General features: G+C 60.4%; 16 protein-coding genes. 5 read left to right on the top strand and 11 right to left on the bottom strand.

What is annotated here, in order from left to right:
* The first annotated feature begins 43 nt into the window (after nucleotides 1-43).
* A complete protein-coding gene (gene djlA / locus HMPREF3142_RS08620) occupies nucleotides 44-871 on the top strand; it encodes a co-chaperone DjlA (RefSeq protein ID WP_008807470.1) in 828 nt (275 codons plus the stop codon).
* A gap of 32 nt (nucleotides 872-903) precedes the next feature.
* Here the strand turns inward: djlA and HMPREF3142_RS08625 are convergent, their stop codons facing one another.
* Both HMPREF3142_RS08625 and HMPREF3142_RS08630 read right to left on the bottom strand, forming a co-directional pair.
* Entirely contained in the window at nucleotides 904-1,602 is a 699-nt protein-coding gene (locus HMPREF3142_RS08625; protein WP_008807469.1) for a response regulator, read from the bottom strand.
* On the bottom strand, nucleotides 1,592-3,217 hold the full coding sequence (locus HMPREF3142_RS08630; protein WP_012542874.1) for an ATP-binding protein: 1,626 nt from the start codon (nucleotides 3,215-3,217) through the stop codon (nucleotides 1,592-1,594). The genes HMPREF3142_RS08625 and HMPREF3142_RS08630 overlap by 11 nt, the downstream gene beginning before the upstream one ends.
* Before the next feature lie 323 nt (nucleotides 3,218-3,540).
* On the opposite strand from HMPREF3142_RS08630, the gene HMPREF3142_RS08635 reads away from it, so the two are divergent.
* Together HMPREF3142_RS08635 and citX are read left to right on the top strand one after the other, a co-directional pair.
* Nucleotides 3,541-4,905 carry a 2-hydroxycarboxylate transporter family protein gene (locus HMPREF3142_RS08635; protein ID WP_008807467.1) on the top strand — a complete coding sequence of 455 codons (1,365 nt, stop codon included), beginning with the start codon at nucleotides 3,541-3,543 and terminating at the stop codon, nucleotides 4,903-4,905.
* Between the two features lie 179 nt (nucleotides 4,906-5,084).
* Nucleotides 5,085-5,624: a citrate lyase holo-[acyl-carrier protein] synthase gene (gene citX / locus HMPREF3142_RS08640; protein ID WP_008807466.1), complete on the top strand. Its 540-nt coding sequence runs from the start codon at nucleotides 5,085-5,087 to the stop codon at nucleotides 5,622-5,624.
* A 42-nt stretch (nucleotides 5,625-5,666) separates the two neighbouring features.
* On the opposite strand, the gene rluA is transcribed toward citX, so the two are convergent.
* The 6 genes from rluA to araB all read right to left on the bottom strand — a co-directional run bounded on the left by rluA (nucleotide 5,667) and on the right by araB (nucleotide 15,993).
* Entirely contained in the window at nucleotides 5,667-6,326 is a 660-nt protein-coding gene (gene rluA, locus HMPREF3142_RS08645) for a bifunctional tRNA pseudouridine(32) synthase/23S rRNA pseudouridine(746) synthase RluA (RefSeq protein WP_008807465.1), read from the bottom strand.
* 12 nt (nucleotides 6,327-6,338) lie between these two features.
* Entirely contained in the window at nucleotides 6,339-9,245 is a 2,907-nt protein-coding gene (rapA, locus tag HMPREF3142_RS08650) for an RNA polymerase-associated protein RapA (RefSeq protein ID WP_070611994.1), read from the bottom strand.
* Nucleotides 9,246-9,431: 186 nt separating this feature from the next.
* Nucleotides 9,432-11,789 carry a DNA polymerase II gene (gene polB / locus HMPREF3142_RS08660; RefSeq protein WP_012968950.1) on the bottom strand — a complete coding sequence of 786 codons (2,358 nt, stop codon included), beginning with the start codon at nucleotides 11,787-11,789 and terminating at the stop codon, nucleotides 9,432-9,434.
* A gap of 148 nt (nucleotides 11,790-11,937) precedes the next feature.
* A complete protein-coding gene (araD, locus tag HMPREF3142_RS08665) occupies nucleotides 11,938-12,633 on the bottom strand; it encodes an L-ribulose-5-phosphate 4-epimerase (protein WP_012968949.1) in 696 nt (231 codons plus the stop codon).
* A 137-nt stretch (nucleotides 12,634-12,770) separates the two neighbouring features.
* Complete coding sequence (gene araA / locus HMPREF3142_RS08670) at nucleotides 12,771-14,273, bottom strand: L-arabinose isomerase (protein WP_008807461.1); 1,503 nt, start codon at nucleotides 14,271-14,273, stop codon at nucleotides 12,771-12,773.
* A gap of 10 nt (nucleotides 14,274-14,283) precedes the next feature.
* Complete coding sequence (araB, locus tag HMPREF3142_RS08675; RefSeq protein WP_016160288.1) at nucleotides 14,284-15,993, bottom strand: ribulokinase; 1,710 nt, start codon at nucleotides 15,991-15,993, stop codon at nucleotides 14,284-14,286.
* Nucleotides 15,994-16,329: 336 nt separating this feature from the next.
* On the opposite strand from araB, the gene araC reads away from it, so the two are divergent.
* Both araC and HMPREF3142_RS08685 read left to right on the top strand, forming a co-directional pair.
* A complete protein-coding gene (gene araC, locus HMPREF3142_RS08680) occupies nucleotides 16,330-17,175 on the top strand; it encodes an arabinose operon transcriptional regulator AraC (protein ID WP_004204301.1) in 846 nt (281 codons plus the stop codon).
* Between the two features lie 128 nt (nucleotides 17,176-17,303).
* Entirely contained in the window at nucleotides 17,304-18,071 is a 768-nt protein-coding gene (locus tag HMPREF3142_RS08685) for a DedA family protein (RefSeq protein ID WP_008807458.1), read from the top strand.
* On the opposite strand, the gene thiQ is transcribed toward HMPREF3142_RS08685, so the two are convergent.
* From thiQ to thiB, 3 genes are read right to left on the bottom strand one after another with little or no spacing between them, the layout of a single operon-like run.
* A complete protein-coding gene (gene thiQ, locus HMPREF3142_RS08690; protein ID WP_023322058.1) occupies nucleotides 18,058-18,759 on the bottom strand; it encodes a thiamine ABC transporter ATP-binding protein ThiQ in 702 nt (233 codons plus the stop codon). The genes HMPREF3142_RS08685 and thiQ overlap by 14 nt on opposite strands.
* Nucleotides 18,743-20,353, bottom strand: a complete 1,611-nt coding sequence (gene thiP, locus HMPREF3142_RS08695; RefSeq protein WP_012968945.1) for a thiamine/thiamine pyrophosphate ABC transporter permease ThiP — start codon at nucleotides 20,351-20,353, stop codon at nucleotides 18,743-18,745. Before thiP ends, thiQ begins: the two co-directional genes overlap by 17 nt.
* Complete coding sequence (thiB, locus tag HMPREF3142_RS08700) at nucleotides 20,329-21,312, bottom strand: thiamine ABC transporter substrate binding subunit (protein ID WP_012968944.1); 984 nt, start codon at nucleotides 21,310-21,312, stop codon at nucleotides 20,329-20,331. The genes thiP and thiB overlap by 25 nt, the downstream gene beginning before the upstream one ends.
* Nucleotides 21,313-21,322: the final 10 nt, after the last annotated feature.

Consider the following 21,322-nt stretch of genomic DNA (forward strand, 5'->3'; position numbering starts at 1 on the left):
CGGTCATATTCGAGCTTAACGGCGATAAACAGTTGGGGAGTCTATGCAGTATTTGGGTAAAGTGATTGGCGTGGCAGTGGCTTTGCTGATGGGCGGTGGGTTTTGGGGTGTCGTGCTCGGCTTCCTGGTGGGCCATATGTTTGACCGGGCGCGCAGTCGCCGGTTGAATCTCTTCGCCAATCAACAGGAACGCCAGTCGCTCTTCTTTTCCACCACCTTTGAAGTGATGGGGCATCTGACCAAATCCAAGGGTCGCGTCACCGAAGCTGATATTCATGTCGCCAATGTGCTGATGGATCGCATGAACCTGCACGGCGCATCGCGTACGGCGGCGCAGCAGGCGTTTCGCGACGGCAAGGCCGACAACTATCCGCTGCGCGAGAAGATGCGTCAGCTGCGCAGCGTCTGCTTTGGGCGCTTCGATCTGATTCGGATGTTTCTGGAAATTCAGCTGCAGGCGGCGTTCGCTGACGGCGAATTGCACCCCAACGAACGTGAAGTGCTGTTCGTCATCGCTGACGAGCTTGGCATCTCCCGCGCCCAGTTCGATCAATTCCTGCGGATGATGCAGGGCGGCGCCCAGTTTGGCGGCGGTTCGCAGCAGCAATCGTATGGTCAGCACGGCGGCAATGCCGGCTGGCAGCAGGCGCAGCGCGGGCCAACCCTCGAAGATGCCTGCAATGTGCTGGGGGTGAAACCGACCGATGACGCGGCGACGGTGAAGCGCGCCTATCGTAAGCTGATGAACGAACATCATCCGGACAAGCTGGTGGCGAAAGGGCTGCCGCCGGAGATGATGGAGATGGCCAAACAGAAAGCTCAGGAGATCCAGAAGGCCTGGGAGCTGATCAAAGAGCAGCGCGGCTTCTGAGTTTTCCCGCCCCTCCCGTCCGGCGAGGGGTTTTAGTTTTTAGGCTGTGCGCGTCGGTACAGCCGCCGCGGATGGCCGATTTTTCCATACAGCATCTCCACTTCCAGAAAGCCGGTCTCGACACCGTGTTCCAGATAGCGCCGGGCGGTGGTTTTGCTGAGCCCGGCGGCGCTGACCACCTCATCGACGGAAAAACAGTGTGCTTCCCGGCCGCTAAACAATCCCTGCACCAGCGCCAGCGTCTTCTCTTCAATGCCCTTACTACCGCTATCCACGCGGAAGTTCTTCGCCTGCAGTTGGTAGAGAGAATCGACGTTCTGCTGATCGACGATTTTCCATTCCCGCTGCTGATCGTAAAACTGGATAAAGCGCTCAAGCGACTGGCTCAGCCGCTTCCAGGAGACGGGCTTAAGGATATAGTCGAAGGCGCCGTTGCGGATGGCCAGGCTGCAGGTTTCCATATCGCTGGCGGCGGTGATAAAGATCACTGAGCAATGGGTGGTTGCCAGCACCGGGTCGGTCATCAGCGTGACGCCTTTGCCGTCCGGTAAATAGTTATCCAGCAGCACCAGCTGCGGCGGACTGGCGTGGAGCAACTGCCGCGCCTGAGCGAGGGAGGCCGCCATGCCTGCCAGCCGCAGTCGCGGGTGTTTTTGCACAAGCTCGGCGTGCAGGCGCGCCAGCTCGCTCTCATCTTCAATGATCAGCACATCGACCAGGTCATGATGCATTGTGGGCCTCCGTTTGCGGACAGGCGGGGGCGTCGGCCGGGATAAACAGGGTGAAGATGGTTCCCCGCGGCGCGTTGTCGGCGACTTCGATGGTGCCGCCCGCCTGAGTGACATAATGTTCAATAAGATACAGACCAATGCCGTGATCGCCACGGGTTTTGGTGGTCACGCCGCGTTCAAAAATGCGGTCGCGAATATCGGGACGAATGCCGACGCCGCGGTCAGCCACTTCGATGATCAGTTCCCGGGCGTTGAGCTGAATCAGCACTTCCACCGGCTCGTGCGGCAGCTCGGCGCGCTGCGTGGCTTCGATGGCGTTATCCAGCAGGTTGCCGATGATGGAGATCAGTTCGGATTCCTTTAGCGACGGCAGCGGACGATCGATACGACAGGCCGGGTCGAAGCTCAGGACCACGCCTTTTTCGCGGGCGCGGGTCGCTTTGCCCAACAGCAGGCCGCACAGCGTCGGCGAGTGGAAGTGCGAGGAGATGAAGTCCAGCAGCTCCTGGGCATGCTCCGACTGGGCCTGAATATAGCGGATCGCTTCGTCATAGTGACCCATATGCAGCAGACCGGAGAGGGTGGTCATCCGGTTGAGCTGCTCGTGGCGCATGATGCGCAGGTTGTCGACATAGCGCTTCACCTGGCTGAGCTGGGCGGTGAGGGCATTGATTTCGTTGCGGTCGCGGAAGGTGATCACCCAGCCCTGCAGCGTATTCTCCAGCATAATGCGCACCCGGCTGGCGAGCACGGTCAGCTGGTTGAAGCGGCACAGCTCGTCATGAGTGTCACGCTCGAGCATGTCGCCGCTGGCGAAAAACGGCTGCGGCGAAATGACGCTGTCGATTGACTGGCCGCGCAGCTGACGGGCAGGCTGGCTGAGCCCCAGCAGGCTGCGGGCGGCATGGTTAATCACCTCAATGCGCCGCTGGTGATCGATGACGATCACCCCTTCAAAGATCGACTCCATCATTGCCTTTTGCTGACGTACCAGCAGGCCTATCTCCCGCGGCTCGAGCGAAAAAATCTGCTTCTTGATGCTGCGGGTAAAGTACCAGGAGAAGATAAACAGGGCGATGAGCAGCAGGATGGCGGCGATAAAAATATTGATCACTTTGGTCAGCGTGATGCTGTCGAGATAGCTGGTGAGGTAGCCAACGGAGACAATGCCGATCACCTGCCCCTCGTCATCGACGATGGGCGTTTTGCTGCGCAGCGAGACGCCGAGGCCGCCTTTGCGAATGGTGGTGATGGAGTGCCCCTCCAGCACCGCCTGATTGTCGCCGCCGACCAGCCGCGTACCAACCCACTCCGGATGGACGGAGTGAAACAGATGCACGCCCTGCCGATCGCCGATGACGATAAAACTGGCGTCGCTATGGGCGGCGATTTGCTGCATAAACGCCCGGATCGCCTGCGGATCGTGCTGGCTGACCTGCTGACGCAAATTTGGCATCAGGGCTATCTCTTCAGCCTGAATTTTGGCCCGGCCACTCATCTCCTGATACAGCTGGCGGCTGGCGTCAAAATAATAATAAATGCCCAGCGCTATAAAGAGGACCGAGAAAAAGGCGACCAGCGAAATAAACAGCTTATATTGAAAAGAGAGCTTCATAGGTCCCGTACTGCGTATTCACCATACCGGCACTCTATCATTTTTCTGTCACGTGACGTAAATGTTAAGAAGAAGTTGTGATCGCCTGCGCAGGCGCTGGCTGTCGGCGGGGGACTCAGTGGAAATAACGCGTCAGGGAGAATAAAAACCATAAAAACCACAATAATAAATCAGAGATATATCACCCCTTAGCGGTTCCGTGAATAGAAACCATAAAAACCATAGTGACCATTAAAACTTCTTTTTTAATCTGGGGAGCTTCACATTAACGACGCCGCTGTCCCTTTACGCTGAAAATGAATAATAACGACAGGGCTGAATTTATGAGCACCACAGACAATGCATTCTCTGCAACCCTTGAACCGATCAATACGCCGAAAACCACGCTGAAGCAGCGCTGGTGGCACATCATGGATAACTGGAAGGTAGGGATCGTCCCGCTGCCGCTATTTTTGCTGGCCGGGGGGCTGATTGCCCTCGACTGCCTTGGCGGTAAACTGCCGAGCGATATCGTGGTGATGGTGGCCACCCTGGCTTTCTTTGGCTTCGCCTGCGGCGAGTTTGGTAAGCGCCTGCCGGTGCTGGGAAAACTCGGCGCGGCGGCGATCTGCGCCACTTTTATTCCTTCCGCGCTGGTCCACTACGGTCTGCTGCCGGATGTGGTCGTGGAATCCACCACCAAATTCTATAAATCCACCAATATCCTCTATCTCTACATCTGCTGCATCATCGTCGGCAGCATCATGAGTATGAACCGCACCACGCTGATTCAGGGCTTTCTGAAGATCTTCTTCCCGATGCTGTGTGGCGAAGTGGTTGGCATGCTGGTGGGCATCGGCGTCGGCACGCTGCTGGGCATGGAGCCGTTCCAGGTGTTCTTCTTTATCGTGCTGCCGATCATGGCCGGTGGCGTGGGGGAAGGGGCGATCCCGCTGTCAATGGGTTACGCCGCGCTGATGCATATGGAGCAGGGCGTGGCGCTGGGCCGGATATTGCCGATGGTGATGCTCGGCAGTCTGACGGCGATCGTTATCTCCGGCTGCCTCAACCAGCTCGGCAAGCGCTCCCCGCATCTCACCGGTGAAGGGCAACTGATGCCGAACCGCAGCAATGAAACCCGTAGCCTTGGCGAGAGCGAAGGCGTGAGCGGCAAAACCGACGTCGGGACCCTGGCCTCCGGCGCGCTGCTGGCGGTGCTGCTGTATATGATGGGGATGCTTGGCCACAAACTGATTGGCCTGCCGGCGCCGGTGGGCATGCTGTTCCTCGCGGTGCTGTTAAAGCTGGCTAACGTGGTTTCTCCACGCCTGCAGGAGGGATCGCAGATGGTGTATAAATTCTTCCGCACCGCGGTGACTTACCCGATCCTCTTTGCCGTCGGCGTGGCGATCACCCCGTGGCAGGAACTGGTAAACGCCTTCACGCTGACCAACCTTCTGGTGATCGTCAGTACCGTCTCGGCGCTGGTGGCGACCGGGTTCTTTGTGGGTAAAAAAATAGGGATGCACCCGATCGATGTGGCGATTGTCTCCTGTTGCCAGAGCGGGCAGGGCGGCACCGGCGATGTGGCGATCCTGACCGCCGGTAACCGCATGAGCCTGATGCCGTTCGCGCAGATCGCTACCCGCATCGGCGGGGCGATAAATGTCTCGCTGGGACTGCTGTTCCTCAGCCACTATCTGGCGTGATTAAACGCTGCGCTAAGCGATAAATCTGCCATTTTCCGCTACAGAACGCAGAAAATATCTGCGTTCTGTATCCTAAATGCTCCGCATTTAGCGTTACAATCAGCGCGCGATCGGCTATCGCATCCATCATCATGACAGCCCAGGCGCTGTCGCATTTATCATATGTAGGAGAGGAATTAATGTCAGTGGATACTCCCGCCCAGGCGGGCGTCAGCATCGATGCATTGCTGGCGGCGAAAGAGCAGCGTGCAGCCCGCCAGGCTGACTGGCTGGCCCATTATCAGCAGCCTGTTATTTCCCTGACCCTGGTGACCCCGGGGGCGGTGAAAGACAGCATTCGCTATCGCAACATGATGGGCGTTGCCCTCCAGGCCTGCGACCAGCTGCTGTGGAAGCACCGCTGGCAAGCGCTGGATCGTCAGGTGCTGTGGTTGCCGACCGGGCCCGAAGCGCTGTGGTGCGTGGCGCACCCGGCCAGCGAAATCAAAGCGATGTGCAGCACGCTGGAGCAGAGCCATCCGCTGGGACGCCTGTGGGATATCGATGTGATCTGTCCACAGAACGGGCAGGTGGGACGTCAGTCGCTGGGTGAGTCGCAGCGCCGCTGTCTGCTGTGTGATGAGCCGGCGCACGCCTGCGCGCGCAGCCGTCGCCACGACACCGATCTCGTCGTGGCGCGCGTTGAGCAGATGATTGATGCGTGGTTTGCCCGCGACTAACGGGTCAGTATTCCCCGGCGGCAAGGCGCTACCGGGGACATCCTAAAAGTCGACCGGCGCGCGAAAGGTCATCGCGTTGCCGTAGGCAGGGTGGGTGATGGTGAGCGTCTCGGCGTGCAGCAGCAGACGCGGGGCCATCGCCAGCGCCTCCGGCGTGGCGTAAAAGCGGTCGCCAAGGATCGGATGCCCCAGCGCCAGCATATGCACGCGCAGCTGATGCGAGCGCCCGGTAATCGGCTTCAGGCGTACGCGGGCGGTGTTGTCCTCCGCGTACTCCAGCACCTCATACTCGGTTTGCGCCGCTTTGCCGGTTTCGTAGCACACCTTCTGCTTTGGCCGGTTCGGCCAGTCGCAAATCAGCGGTAAATCCACCAGACCTTCCGCCGGCTGCGGATGGCCCCAGACGCGGGCGACGTACTGTTTTTTCGGCTCGCGCTCGCGGAACTGACGTTTCAGCTCACGCTCCGCGGCTTTATTCAGCGCCACCACAATCACGCCGCTGGTGGCCATATCCAGGCGATGCACCGATTCGGCCTGCGGGAAGTCGCGCTGAATGCGCGTCATCACGCTGTCTTTATGCTCCTCAAGACGACCGGGTACGGACAACAAGCCGCTCGGCTTGTTGACCACCATGATGTGCTCATCCTGATACAGGATCACCAGCCAGGGATCCTGCGGCGGATTGTAGTTTTCCATCGCCATGTTCGCGTTCCGTTACTGGTGGGTGACGACGATCAGACGCAGCGCGTCCAGACGCCATCCGGCCTGCGCCAGCGCATCCATCACCTGCTGACGGTTGCTTTCGATCGCCGCCAGTTCGTCGTCACGGATGTTCGGGTTCACCGCCTTCAGCGCTTCCAGACGCGACAGCTCCGCCGTCAGCTTTTCATCGGCTTCGTTACGCGCTGCGTCGATCAGCCCCTGCGCCGCTTTGGCGATCTGCGCTTCGCCCTGTTGCAGAATGGCGTGAACGTCCTGCTGCACCGCGTTGACCAGTTTGCTGCCGGTGTGGCGGTTGACCGCGCTCAGCTGGCGGTTGAAGCTTTCAAATTCCACCTGGCCGGCGAGGTTGTTGCCGTTTTTATCCAGCAGCAGGCGAACCGGGGTCGCCGGCAGGAAGCGGTTAAGCTGCAGCTGCTTCGGCGCCTGCGCTTCGACGACGTAGATCAGCTCCAGCAGCAGGGTGCCGACCGGCAGCGCCTTATTCTTCAGCAGGGAAATGGTGCTGCTGCCGGTATCGCCGGAGAGGATCAGATCCAGACCGTTGCGGATCAGCGGATGTTCCCAGGTGATGAACTGCGCATCTTCACGCGACAGCGCCACGTCACGCTCGAAGGTGATGGTGCAGCCGTCTTCCGGCAGGCCCGGGAAATCCGGGACCAGCATATGGTCGGACGGGGTGAGGACGATCAGGTTTTCACCGCGGTCGTCCTGGTTGATGCCGACGATATCGAACAGGTTCATCGAGAAGGCGATCAGACTGGTGTCGTCATCCTGCTCTTCGATGCTCTCCGCCAGCGCCTGCGCTTTCTCGCCGCCGTTGGAGTGGATCTCCAGCAGACGGTCGCGGCCCTGCTCCAGCTGCACCTTCAGGGCGTCATGCTGTTGGCGGCAGGATTTGATCAGATCGTCAAAGCCGTCGGTGGATTCTGGCGCCGCAAGATAGTTGATCAGTTCATCATGGACGCTGTCGTAGACGGTGCGGCCGGTCGGGCAGGTATGTTCGAAGGCATCGAGCCCTTCGTGATACCAGCGCACCAGCACCGACTGCGCGGTCTTTTCCAGGTATGGAACGTGGATCTGGATATCGTGCGCCTGACCGATACGGTCGAGACGGCCGATACGCTGCTCCAGCAGATCCGGGTTAAACGGCAGGTCGAACATCACCAGGTTGCTGGCGAACTGGAAGTTACGTCCTTCGGAGCCGATTTCGGAGCACAGCAACACCTGCGCGCCGGTGTCTTCTTCGGCAAACCACGCCGCGGCGCGGTCGCGTTCGATAATCGACATCCCTTCATGGAACACCGCGGCGCGGATGCCTTCGCGCTCGCGCAGCACCTGCTCCAGCTGTAGCGCGGTGGCGGCTTTGGCGCAAATCACCAGGACCTTCTGCGAGCGATGGCTGGTCAGGTAGCCCATCAGCCACTCGACGCGCGGGTCGAAGTTCCACCAGGTGCCGGTATCGCCTTCAAATTCCTGATAGATCTGCTCCGGATAGAGCATGTCGCGCGCGCGCTCTTCCGCGGTTTTGCGGGCGCCCATGATGCCAGAGACCTTGATGGCCGTCTGGTACTGGGTCGGCAGCGGCAGACGAATGGTGTGCAGCTCGCGCTTCGGGAAGCCTTTCACGCCGTTACGGGTGTTTCGGAACAGCACGCGGCTGGTGCCGTGGCGGTCCATCAGCATCGAGACCAGCTCCTGGCGCGCGGCCTGAGCGTCTTCGCGGTCGCTGTTGGCAGCCTGCAGCAGCGGCTCGATATCCTGCTCGCCGATCAGATCGCCAAGGGTATTGAGTTCGCTATCGCTCAGCGTGTTGCCCGCCAGCAGCAGGGCGACGGCATCGGCGACCGGGCGGTAGTTTTGTTGTTCTTCAACAAACTGGGCAAAATCGTGGAAGCGGTTTGGATCCAGCAGACGCAGGCGCGCAAAGTGGCTCTCCATCCCCAACTGTTCCGGCGTCGCGGTCAGCAGCAGGATGCCCGGCACGCGCTCGGCCAGCTGTTCAATGGCCTGATATTCACGGCTCGGCGCCTCTTCGCTCCACACCAGGTGGTGCGCTTCGTCGACCACCATCAGGTCCCATTCGGCATCGCACAGATGCTCCAGGCGCTGCTTGCTGCGACGTACGAAGTCTAAGGAGCAGATCACCAGCTGTTCGGTTTCGAACGGGTTGTAGGCATCGTGCTGCGCTTCGGCATAGCGTTCGTCGTCGAACAGCGAGAAGCGCAGGTTGAAGCGGCGCAGCATTTCCACCAGCCACTGGTGCTGGAGGGTTTCCGGGACCACAATCAGCACGCGCTCGGCGGCGCCGGAGAGCAGCTGCTGGTGGAGGATCATCCCGGCTTCGATGGTTTTACCTAAGCCCACTTCATCGGCCAGCAGTACGCGCGGCGCGTGACGACGGCCCACGTCATGGGCGATGTTCAGCTGATGCGGGATCAGGCTGGTGCGCTGGCCGCGCAGGCCGCTCCACGGCATGCGGTACTGCTCGCTCTGGAACTTACGCGCACGGTAGCGCAGGGCAAAGCGGTCCATACGGTCAATTTGACCGGCAAACAGGCGGTCCTGCGGCTTGCTGAACACCAGTTTGCTGTCGAGCAGCACTTCACGCAGAGTCACGTTCGCTTCCTGGGTGTCCAGGCGAGTACCGGTGTAGGACAGCAGCCCGTTCTCTTCATTCACTTTGTCAACGTGGAGCTGCCAGCCTTCATGGCTGGTAATGGTGTCGCCCGGGTTAAACATCACGCGGGTGATCGGGGAATCGTTGCGAGAGTACAGACGGTTTTCGCCGATGGCGGGGAAAAGGAGAGTGACCATGCGCGCATCCAGCGCTACCACCGTCCCTAATCCTAGTTCGCTCTCTGTGTCGCTAATCCAGCGTTGACCAAGTGTAAAAGGCATATGTGTTCGGCTCTTTGTTCTTTAATTGCAGGCAATAGTTGATCATCTCCATGAATAATCGGAGATGCGTCAAAATTGGGGCCAGGAATGGAAAGGGCGCTATATTACTGGATGGAGGAACGTTCGTCACCTCCTCCGCACCCTTCATTTTTCGGCTTTTGTGCCTGCGGAATGAGTGAGAAAAAATTAAAATAGCCCCAGCTGTCCTGTCACTATTGTAGCAAAGTCATCGTTGACGAAGGGCAGTATCCCTTCCGCCACCGGCTGCAACTGCTTTGTTAAATAGTGATCGTAATCGAGCGGCGACTGCTGGTAATCCACCGGCTCCGGGCCGCTGGTGGTCCAGACGTATTTGATGGTGCCGCGCTGCTGATACTGCTGCGCCCGCCCAAGCTTCACGTTGTGTTCATCCGCCAGCCTCGCGGCGCGCACGTGCGGCGGCACGTTACGTTGATACTCGGCCAGCGGTCGGCGCAGGCGCTTGCGATAAACCAGCTGCTTGTCGAGTTCGCCATTCATCAGTCTGGCGATAGTCTCCCGCACATAATCCTGATACGGCTGGTTGCGGAAGATGCGCAGGTACAGCTCCTGTTGAAACTGCTGGGCTAGCGGCGTCCAGTCGGTGCGTACCGTCTCCAGCCCCTTGAACACCATGCGCTGGGCATCGCCCTCCTGAATCATCCCGGCATAGCGCTTCTTGCTGCCGGTATCGGCGCCGCGGATCGTCGGCATTAAAAAGCGGCAGAAGTGGGTTTCATACTCCAGCTCCAGGGCGCTGGTCAGCTGGCTTTTACCAAGCTCCTGCGCCCACCAGGCATTGACGTCGCTGACCAGCTCGCGGCCGATCTCCGCTGCCTGTGCTTCGCTATGCGGGCGTTTCAGCCAGACGAAGGTGGAATCGGTATCGCCGTAGATAACGTCGTAGCCTTTGGCTTCAATTAGCGCTTTGGTCTGGCGCATGATCGCGTGACCGCGCATGGTAATCGACGAGGCGAGACGCGGGTCGAAGAAGCGGCAGGCGCTGGTGCCCAGCACGCCGTAGAAGGCGTTCATGATAATCTTCAGCGCCTGGGAGAGCGGCTTATTATGCTGGCGTTTGGCTTCATCGCGGCCGTGCCAGATCTGGCTGACAATGCCGGGCAGGCAGTGTTTGTCGCGCGAAAAGCGGGCGCCGAGGAAGCCCTCGATGCTGTGCTGATCATCGGGCTGCGCCAGGCCTTCCACCAGGCCGACCGGATCGATTAGAAAGGTACGAATAATCGACGGATACAGGCTTTTGTAGTCCAGCACCAGCACCGAGTCATACAGACCGGGGCGGGAGTCCATCACGTAGCCGCCGGGGCTGGCCTGCGGGGGGACGTCGCCGAGGTTCGGCGCCACGTAGCCCAGGCGGTGCATGCGTGGGAAATAGAGATGGCTGAAGGCGGCCACCGATCCGCCGTGGCGATCGGCGGGCAGACCGTTAACCGTCGCCCGTTCGAGCAGAAACGGCATGATCTCCGTTTTGTGGAAGATCCGCGTGACCAGCTCGCAATCCTGCAGGTTATAGATCGCCAGCGCCGGTTTGTCTTCATGGAAGCGGCGATCGATCTCGTCCATCCGATCCCACGGGTTGTCAATGGCTTTACCTTCACCCAGCAGTTCGCGGGCCACGGCCTCCAGTGAAAAGGAGGAGAAGTTCCAGAACGCGGATTTTAGCGCGTCGATGCCGTCGATAATTAGCCGCCCGTTGGCTTGGGCGAAAAAGACGCCGTTCTTAAAACCGTGCTCACGCCACTCCAGCTCGCTGTTGCCGCGGCCGAGACGCAGCGGGATACGATAGCGCTCGGCGTGCTTTTGCAGGACCCGCAGATCGAACTGCACCACGTTCCAGCCGATCAGCACGTCAGGGTCGTGTTCGGCAAACCAGGCGTTGAGCTTTTCCAGCAGCAGGGGACGGCTGGCGATGAAGACCAGCTCGAAGTCGACGTCTGGCGGCGTTTCCGGTTCGGGGCCCAGCATGTAGACCACCCGCTGGCCGCAGCCTTCCAGACCGATGCAGTACAGCTCGCCGTGGCGGCTGGTTTCGATATCCAGCGACACCCATTTCAGCGGCGGGCGATAGTCAGGGTTCGGTTTCATGCGCGCGTTGACCAGCTGTGAGCCGCGCGTTTCGCCTTCTACCCACACCGGGGCGGTGATAAAGCGCTCCATCAGGTAGCGCTCCGGCGGACGGATATCACCCTCGTAGACGGTGACGCCGCTGTCGCGGAGCATCTTCTCCAGACGCATCAATTGACGATGGGCGCGACAGTAAAGGCCGACAACCGGCTGCCGGTGGAAATCTCTCAGGGTCAGTGGAGCGAAGCGGAAGCCTTTCTCCCCCTGCAGCAGCCGTTCAGCCTGCGCCTGCTGCGCTTCGGGGATAAAGGCAACGGACTCCTGCGGCGGCAGCGTGACCTGCAGCGGGCCGTCGTCGGTGGCCAGCCAGAAGGAGAGCTCGCTGCCCTGCGGGGTGTCCCGCCAGTGACGGGTGAGTAAAAAACCTGCTCGTGGCTGGGTCACGGGTATTCTCGCCGATAAAAAACCAGGCCTGATTATAGCCTGGTTTCATGATGGATGCTGGGGTTTTATACAGGTATTCGGCGCTAAGGTGGCCCCGGATTGCGGCTTGCGCCTTATCCGGGCTACCAGACGGTGGCGAGCAGGGTGATTATTGGCCGTAGTAGGCTTTGGCCCCGTGCTTACGCAGATAATGCTTATCTAGCAGCGTCTGCTGCATATCCGGCAGCTGCGGCGCCAGCTGGCGACAGAAGATGCCCATATAGGCGATCTCTTCCAGCACGATGGCGTTATGCACCGCGTCTTCGGCATTCTTACCCCAGGCAAACGGGCCGTGGGAATGCACCAGCACGCCGGGCATCTGCGCCGGGTCGATTCCCTGCTGACGGAAAGTTTCGACAATCACGTTGCCGGTTTCCCACTCATATTCGCCGTTGATCTCCGCATCGGTCATCAACCGGGTGCAGGGAACCGGGCCATAGAAATAGTCAGCGTGGGTGGTGCCGGTCGCTGGAATGGATTGCCCGGCCTGCGCCCAGATGGTGGCGTGGCGCGAATGGGTATGCACAATACCGCCCAGCGTCGGGAAGGCCTGATACAGCAGGCGATGAGTAGGGGTATCCGACGAGGGCTTCTTGTTGCCTTCCACCACCTCGCCAGTCTCCAGACTGACCACCACCATATCGTCGGCGGTCATCACGCGGTAATCCACGCCGGAGGGTTTGATAACCAGAACGCCCTGGTCGCGGTCGACGGCGCTGACGTTGCCCCAGGTTAAGGTCACCAGATTATGCTGCGGCAGCGCTAAGTTGGCTTCCAGAACCTGGCGTTTAAGATCTTCTAACATAGTGTGCTCCGAATAGCAGGCGAGTCGGGTATCCCTCACCCCGACCCTCTCCCGGCGGGAGAGGGAAAAAGGCGGCATGGCGCCCTGACGGTATCCTCTCCCCAACGGGGAGAGGGAAAGGGTGAGGGGACGGCCTCTTAGCGTTTTGAACCGTAATACACTTCATTCCAGCGCAGCGCGTCCTTGAAGGACGGCAGACGGGTATCGTTGTCGATGACCGTCAGCTCGATATTGTGCAGCTCGGCGAACTGGCGCATATCGTCGAGGTTCAGCGCATGGCTGAAGACGGTATGGTGCGCGCCACCGGCGATGATCCAGGCTTCCGAAGCGGTACGCAGATCCGGCTGCGCTTTCCACAGAGCGTTGGCCACCGGCAGCTTCGGCAGATCGTGCGGCGTCGGGACGGTTTCAATGGTATTGACCAGCAGACGGAAGCGATCTCCCAGATCGATCAGGCTGGCGACAATCGCCGGGCCGGTCTGGGTATTGAAGATCAAACGCGCCGGATCCGCTTTGCCGCCGATACCCAGCGGCTGGACGTCGAGGATCGGTTTCTCAGCGGTAGCGATCGTCGGGCACACTTCCAGCATATGCGAACCGAGCACCAGATCGTTGCCGTTGTCGAAGTGGTAGGTGTAATCCTCCATAAAGGAGGTGCCGCCCTGCAGACCGGTTGACATCACCTTCATGATGCGAAGCAGAGCGGCGGTTTTCCAGTCGCCTTCACCGGCAAAGCCGTAGCCCTGCTGCATCAGGCGCTGCACGGCGAGACCCGGAAGCTGTTTCAGGCCGTGGAGATCTTCAAAGGTGGTGGTAAAGGCGTGGAACCCGCCCTGCTCGAGAAAGCGTTTCATCCCCAGCTCAATGCGCGCGGCGTCCAGCACGTTCTGGCGCTTCTCGCCGTGAACCTGCGCCGCCGGGGTCAGACGGTAGCTGCTTTCATATTCATCGACCAGCGCGCTGATATCGCCGTCGCTGATGCTGTTGACCACCTGCACCAGATCGCCGACCGCCCAGGTGTTCACTGAGAAGCCAAACTTGATCTGCGCCGCGACTTTATCGCCGTCGGTCACCGCCACTTCGCGCATGTTATCGCCGAAACGGCACACTTTCAGATGGCGAGTATCCTGTTTGGAGACCGCCTGGCGCATCCAGCCGCCGATGCGCTGGTGGGCTTCTTTATCCTGCCAGTGGCCGGTGACCACGCTGTGTTGCTGGCGCATACGGGCGCCGATGAAACCGAACTCGCGGCCGCCGTGCGCGGTCTGGTTCAGGTTCATAAAGTCCATATCGATGCTGTCCCACGGCAGCGCGGCATTGTATTGCGTATGGAACTGCAGCAGCGGCTTGTTGAGGATGGTCAGGCCGTTGATCCACATTTTTGCCGGCGAGAAGGTATGCAACCAGACCACTAACCCGGCGCATTTGTCATCGTAGTTGGCGTCGCGGCAGATATGAGTGATCTCGTCCGGGGTGGTGCCCAGCGGCTTAAGGACCAGTTTGCAAGGCAGTTTGGCTTCCGCATTCAGGCTGTTCACCACATGTTCGGCATGCTTCGTCACCTGGCGCAGGGCTTCCGGGCCGTACAGATGTTGGCTGCCAATAACGAACCATACTTCATAGTTATCAAAAATCGTCATTTTCGTATCCTTAATGGGTGAGCGCTGCCTGAGATTGCGGGGCTTTTTCCGCCTTTGCAGCCGAAGGGAGATAGTGTTGTTCAGCGCTGACCGACCACTGCTGGTAGCGCTGATAGAGTTGTTCGAAACGTTGTGCCTGCGCCGGGCGTGGCTGCAGGGTGGTTTCCACCTGGCTTGCCATCCGCTGCTGGGCGGCGGGAATATCGTCATAGACGCCGGCGGCGACGGCGGCGAAGATAGCCGCCCCCAGCGCACAGCACTGATCGGAGGCGACAATCTGCAGCGGGCGGTTCAGCACATCGCAGCAGGCCTGCATGATGACCTGGTTTTTCCGTGCGATACCGCCGAGGGCCATCACGTTGTTAACCGGGATCCCCTGCTCGGTGAAGCACTCCATAATGGCGCGGGCGCCAAAGGCGGTGGCGGCGATGAGGCCACCGAACAGCGCCGGCGCGTCGGTCGCCAGGTTAAGATCGGTGATCACCCCTTTCAGACGCTGGTTGGCATTCGGCGTGCGGCGGCCGTTGAACCAGTCGAGCACCACCGGCAGGTGATCGAGGGACGGATTATTGGCCCAGGCTTCGGTGAGCGCCGGCAGTAACTGTTTTTGGCTGGCTTTGATTTGCTCGCGCAACGCCGGCTGCTGCTGAGCCAGTTGTTCCAGCGGCCAGCCGAGAATGCGGCCAAACCAGGCGTAAATATCGCCGAAGGCGGACTGGCCTGCCTCCATGCCGATAAAGTGCGGAACCACGCTGCCGTCAACCTGCCCGCAGATGCCTTTTACCGTGCGCTCGCCGACGCTCTCTTTATCGGCAATCAGGATGTCGCAGGTGGAGGTGCCGATGACTTTCACCAGCGCGTTAGGTTGCGCCCCGGCGCCAACGGCGCCCATATGGCAGTCGAAGGCGCCGCCGGAGATGGCCACGGTCTGCGACAGACCCAGACGCTGGGCCCACTCTGCGTTCAGCGTGCCGACCGGCACATCGGCCGTCCAGGTATCGGTGAACAGCGGCCAGGCCAGATGCTGGTTAATGATGGGATCAAGCTCATCGAAGAAGCTGGCCGGCGGCAGACCGCCCCAGCTTTCGTGCCACAGCGATTTATGTCCGGCGCTGCAGCGGCCGCGGCGCAGATCCTGCGGACGGGTGGTGCCGGAGAGCAGGGCGGGTACCCAGTCGCAAAGCTCTACCCACGAGGCGGCAGCCTGGGCGACGGCGCTATCTTCGCGGGTGACGTGAAGGATTTTGGCCCAGAACCATTCGCTGGAGTAGATACCGCCGATATAGCGCGAGTAATCCTCTTTGCCCGGCTGGTGACACAGGCGGGTGATCGCCTCGGCTTCCTCGACCGCGGTGTGATCCTTCCACAGGACAAACATGGCGTTAGGGTTGTCAGCGAATTCTTCGCGCAGCGCAAGCACGTTGCCCTCGGCATCAACGGGAGCCGGGGTTGAGCCGGTGCTGTCGACGCCAATGCCCACGACGTCGGCGCGCTGTTCGGCGCTCAGCGAAGCGAGCACGCTTTTCAGCGCCGCTTCCATGGACTCGATGTAATCTCGCGGGTGGTGGCGGAACCGGTTGTTAGCCCCATCGCAATACTGTCCTTCCCGCCAGCGCGGATACCACTCTACGCTTGCCGCCAGCTCTGCGCCGGACGCGCATTCCACCGCCAGGGCGCGGACTGAGTCACTACCAAAGTCGAGGCCAATCGCAATTGCCATCTTGTTACTCCATGCAGAAATCATTCATGCAGCAACAGTAGATATCCCCGGCAAAATCCGTCAGGCCGGATTCGCTAATCTTATGGATTATTTTGCTGTCACCTCGCAAAGTGTGACGCCGTGCAAATATTCGATGTGGACTTTCCTGCCGTATTTATAGACACTTTTGTTACCCGGTATATCACGGTGGAATGCACGCTGCTGGCGCTTTTTCGCTTACCGTGCGGCTTTTTAGCGAAATTCCCACCGCCGTCGCAGTCGCGACAGGGCCGAGAGCGATAAAATGATGAATATGGACAATTGGTGTCACTAATACCTTCGGGGAGAACCACGCGTATGGCCGAAACGCAAAACGATCCGCTGCTGCCGGGCTACTCTTTTAACGCTCATCTGGTCACCGGCCTCACGCCGATTGAGGCGCAGGGATACCTGGATTTCTTTATCGACCGCCCGCTGGGCATGAAAGGCTATATTCTCAACCTGACGATCCGCGGCGAGGGTGTTATCAACAACCACGGCGAGCAGTTCGTCTGCCGGCCGGGTGATATGCTGCTGTTCCCGCCAGGGGAAATCCATCACTACGGCCGCCATCCCGACGCCAGCGAGTGGTATCACCAGTGGGTCTACTTCCGGCCACGCGCCTACTGGCACGAGTGGCTCAACTGGCCGACGATCTTCGCCCAGACCGGCTTTTTCCGTCCGGATGAACAGTGGCAGGCGCGCTTTGGCGAACTGTTCGGCCAGATCGTCGATGCCGGGCAGGGGGCGGGGCGCTATTCCGAACTGCTGGCGATAAATCTGCTGGAACAGCTGCTGCTGCGGCGCATGGAGGCGATCAACGAATCGCTGCATCCGCCGCTGGATAACCGGGTGCGCGACGCCTGCCAGTACATCAGCGACCATCTGGCGGACAGCCATTTTGATATTGCCAGCGTCGCCCAGCACGTCTGCCTGTCGCCCTCGCGTCTGTCGCACCTGTTCCGCCAGCAGTTGGGGATCAGTGTGCTCGGCTGGCGGGAAGATCAGCGCATCAGCCAGGCCAAACTGCTGCTGAGCACGACACGGATGCCGATCGCCACCGTCGGGCGCAACGTTGGCTTTGAAGATCAGCTCTATTTTTCGCGCGTATTTAAAAAATGCACCGGCGCCAGCCCGAGCGAATTCCGTGCAGGATGTGAATAAAAAGTAAAGAAAGTGAAATGATGACCCGCTTAAATATCACAGCCAGTAAACTATTAAGACAATTGGTGGCTTGACGAGGGCGCGATGGCTCCGGAGAATCCGGGCTTCGTTTTTTAACCGGGTACATTATGCAAGCATTGCTGGAACACTTTATCACCCAATCCACGGTCTACTCGTTGTTAGCCGTGATGCTGGTGGCCTTTCTCGAGTCGCTGGCGCTGGTGGGGCTTATCTTACCCGGAACGGTGATGATGGCCGGCCTTGGGGCGCTTATCGGCAGCGGTGAGGTTAACTTCTGGCAGGCGTGGCTGGCGGGGATTGTCGGCTGTCTGCTGGGCGACTGGATCTCATTCTGGCTCGGCTGGCGCTTTAAAAAGCCGCTGCACCGCTGGTCGTTTATGAAGAAAAACCGTGCCCTGTTGGAGAAGACCGAGCATGCGTTGCATCAGCACAGCATGATCACCATTCTGATCGGCCGCTTTGTTGGGCCGACGCGACCGCTGGTGCCGATGGTCGCCGGGATGCTCGATCTGCCGGTGGCGAAGTTTGTGCTACCGAATATTATCGGCTGCCTGCTCTGGCCGCCGCTCTATTTCCTGCCCGGCATTCTCGCCGGGGCGGCGATTGATATTCCGGCCGATGAAAACAGCGCCAGCTTTAAATGGCTGCTGTTGGGGGCGGCGCTGCTGGCCTGGCTGGCAGGGTGGCTGTGCTGGCGGCTGTGGCGGAGCGCGAAAACCTCAGGCGATCGCCTGACCCGCTGGCTGCCGCGCGGCCGACTACTGTGGCTGTCACCGCTGATGGTGGTGGTCGCCGCGACGGCGCTGACTCTGGTCTGCCGCCATCCGCTGATGCCGGTCTATCTGGCGATCCTGCACAAGGTTATTGCGCGCTGATGCCCATCAGATGCGAGGCGCTGCTGTTGCCGCTTAACAGCTCGGCGGTGGCGCCATCCCAGACAATCCGCCCTTCGGCGACCACTATCGAGCGCGGCGCGATGCGCGCGGCATCTTCCACGCTGTGGGAGACCATCAGCAGAGTGAGCTGCTGCTGCTCGCAGACATCGGCGACCAGGGACAGCATCTCCTGACGCAGCGCCGGGTCAAGCGCTGAGAAGGGTTCATCCAGTAACAGCACCGGCTGCTGGCGCACCAGACAGCGGGCCAGCGCCGCGCGCTGCCGCTGACCGCCGGAAAGCTCGCCCGGCAGGCGTTCCAGCAGCGCATCAATTCCCATCTGTCCGGCCATCGCCGCCACCTGCGCCTGCTGCTCGCGGCTCAGTTTCAGGCCCGGGTGGATCCCGAGGCTGATATTCTGCCGAACCGTGAGATGGTTAAACAGGTTATTCTCCTGGAACAGCATCGAGACCGGACGCTGCGCCGGCGGCGTCGCGTTATGCGCCTCGCCATTGATCCGCAGGCTGCCGCTGGCGGGCGGTAGAAAACCGGCGATCAGATTCAGCAGGGTGCTCTTTCCGGCGCCGCTGGGGCCGAGCACCGCGATACGCTCGCCGCGCGCGACGTCGAGGGTAAAACGCATCGGCAGATGCTGGTACAGCCAGGTCACATCATTGAGTTTTAGCATCACGCCCCGGAAGTTTTTCAATCAGCGTAAATAATAAGAAACAGAGCAGCAGCAGGAGTAGGGCGGTGACGGCCCCGTCCTGGCTGCGGTAGGCGCCTATCTGCTGGTAGAGATAGAAAGGCAGGGTGCGGAACGCCTCGTTGCCGAACAGGGCCACCACGCCGAAGTCACCAATCGACAGCACGCAGGCAAAGGCGAGCGCCTGGGCCAGCGGGCGCCGGAGGGCGCGAAGCTCAACCACCCGCAGCCGCGTGAAGCCTTCAATCCCCAACGACTGGCACAGCATACTGTAGCGAGCGGTCACGTCGCGCATCGGGTTTTCCAGCACTTTGAGCGCGTAGGGGATCGCCATCAGGGCATTGGTGAAGATGACGATGCCGTCGGCGGACTCCGGCAGTCCGACGCTGTTACTGAGCAGCAGAAAAAAGCCAGTGGCCAGCACAATCCCCGGCATGGCAAGGATTAACATGCCGCTCAGCTCCATCGCCTGCCCGGCCAGCGGCCGCTGGCGGGCGCGCAGCTCCCGGCTGCTCCACAGCAGCATCATCGTCAGGGTTACGCTCAACAGCCCGGCGGCGATGGCGATGCGCAGAGAGGTACTCAATGCCTGCCAGAGCGCCGGCTGCGCCAGCACGTTCAGCATGTTGCGGTTGATCCCGTCGACGATGACCGCCAGCAGAGGCGGGAGCAGCAGCAGCAGGGCGGCGCCGATCAAGAGTCCGTCGCTCAGGCGGCTGTGCAGACGATCGTCAGGGTCGCGCCAGCCGCGGACATGGCTGACGCCGATAGCCACCGCTTTACTGAGGCGCTGGCTGAGCAGCACCAGCGCGAGGCAGCAAAGCATCTGGATCAGCGCCAGCATTGCCGCTCGCGCCGGATCGTAGTCAAAGCTCAGCGCCTGGTAGATAGCCAGCTCAATCGTGGTGGCCTTCGGGCCGCCGCCCAGCGACAGCACGGTGGCGAAGCTGGCGAAGCAGAGCATAAAAATCAGCGCAGCGACGGCGGGAATGTGCCGGCGCATCCACGGCCATTCGACGAGACGGAAGAAGGCATAGCCGCGCATGCCAAGCTGGGCGGCAATTTGCCGCTGTTCACCAGGGATACTCTCCAGCGCCTGCAGCAGCAGGCGGGTGGCCATCGGCATATTGAAAAAGACGTGCGCCAGCAGGATGCCCTGCAGACCGTAGGGCGAGAAATCCCACTGCCAGCCGAGCGCGTGAAACAGCGAGGCCAGCCAGCCCTGGCGGCCATAGACGCTGAGGATGCCGAACACCGCCACCAGCACCGGCAGGATCAGGGTCATCGCGCACAGGCGCAGCAGCAGTGTGCGGCCCGGGAAGCGACGCCGGTAAAGGGCGCGGGCGAGAAAGATGGCCGGCACCACCGAGAACAGCGCTGACAGCGACGCCTGCCAGAAGGAGAAGCGCACCACGTGCCACAGGTAGCTATCGCTGAAGACCGATTGCCAGCCCGCGCCGGGGGCGCTAAACCACAGCGCCAGAAACGCCGCCAGCGCGACGGCGCAGAGCAGGGTGGCGGCAAAAAGGCCCGGCAATAGCCCGCGAAGGTTTAGCGGCTGACGGCGCGTTGCCATGCGCTAATCCAGGTCTGACGCTCGCTGGCGACCTGCTGCGGGGTAAACGCCAGGGTGGTCTGCGGCTTCACCAGGGTATCAAACCCGGCCGGCAGCGCGACCTGAGTCACCGGATACATCCAGTTCCCGGTGGGGATGGCGTTCTGGAAGCCAGGCGAGACCATAAATTTGAGGAACTTCTCCGCCAGTGCCGGCTGCTTGCTGGCGGCGGTACGCGCGGCAACTTCGACCTGCAGATAATGGCCTTCGGCGAAGCTCGCCGCCGCATAGTTGTCTTTCTTCTCTTCAATAATGTGGTAAGCCGGCGAGGTGGTGTAGCTTAAGACCAGGTCGCTTTCCCCTTTCAGGAACAGACCGTAGGCTTCACTCCAGCCCTTGGTGACGGTGACCGTTTTCGCCGCCAGCTTCTGCCAGGCCTCGGGTGCTTTATCGCCATAGACCTTTTGCATCCACAGCAGCAGGCCCAGCCCCGGGGTACTGGTGCGGGGATCTTCGTAGATGACGCGCCATTTCTGCGGGCTCTCAACCAGCTCTTTCAGGCTTTTCGGCGGGTTAGCCAGTTTATTTTTGTCATAGACGAAGGCGAAATAGCCGTAATCGTAGGGGACAAAGGTGTCATTATCCCATCCGCCTGGCACGCTGACCGCGCTGGCAGGTACGTGGCTTTTGGCGAACAGTTTACTCTGCGCCGCGGCTTCCAGCAGGTTGTTATCCAGGCCAAGCACGATGTCGGCCTTGCTGTTCTTGCCTTCCATGCGCAGGCGATTCAGTAGCGAAACGCCATCTTCCAGGGCGACGAACTTCAGTTCGCAGCCGCAGTCCGCTTCAAAGGCTTTTTTGACCGCCGGGCCGGGGCCCCAGTCGGCAGAGAAGGAGTCATAGGTATAGACGGTGAGGACAGGCTTAGCCAGAGCGGGCATGGCGACCAGCGCCAGCAGCGGGAGTAATTTTTTCAACACTTTGCACCTC

The sequence above is a fragment of the Klebsiella sp. HMSC16C06 genome (assembly GCF_001808325.1).
GTDB lineage: Bacteria > Pseudomonadota > Gammaproteobacteria > Enterobacterales > Enterobacteriaceae > Klebsiella > Klebsiella variicola.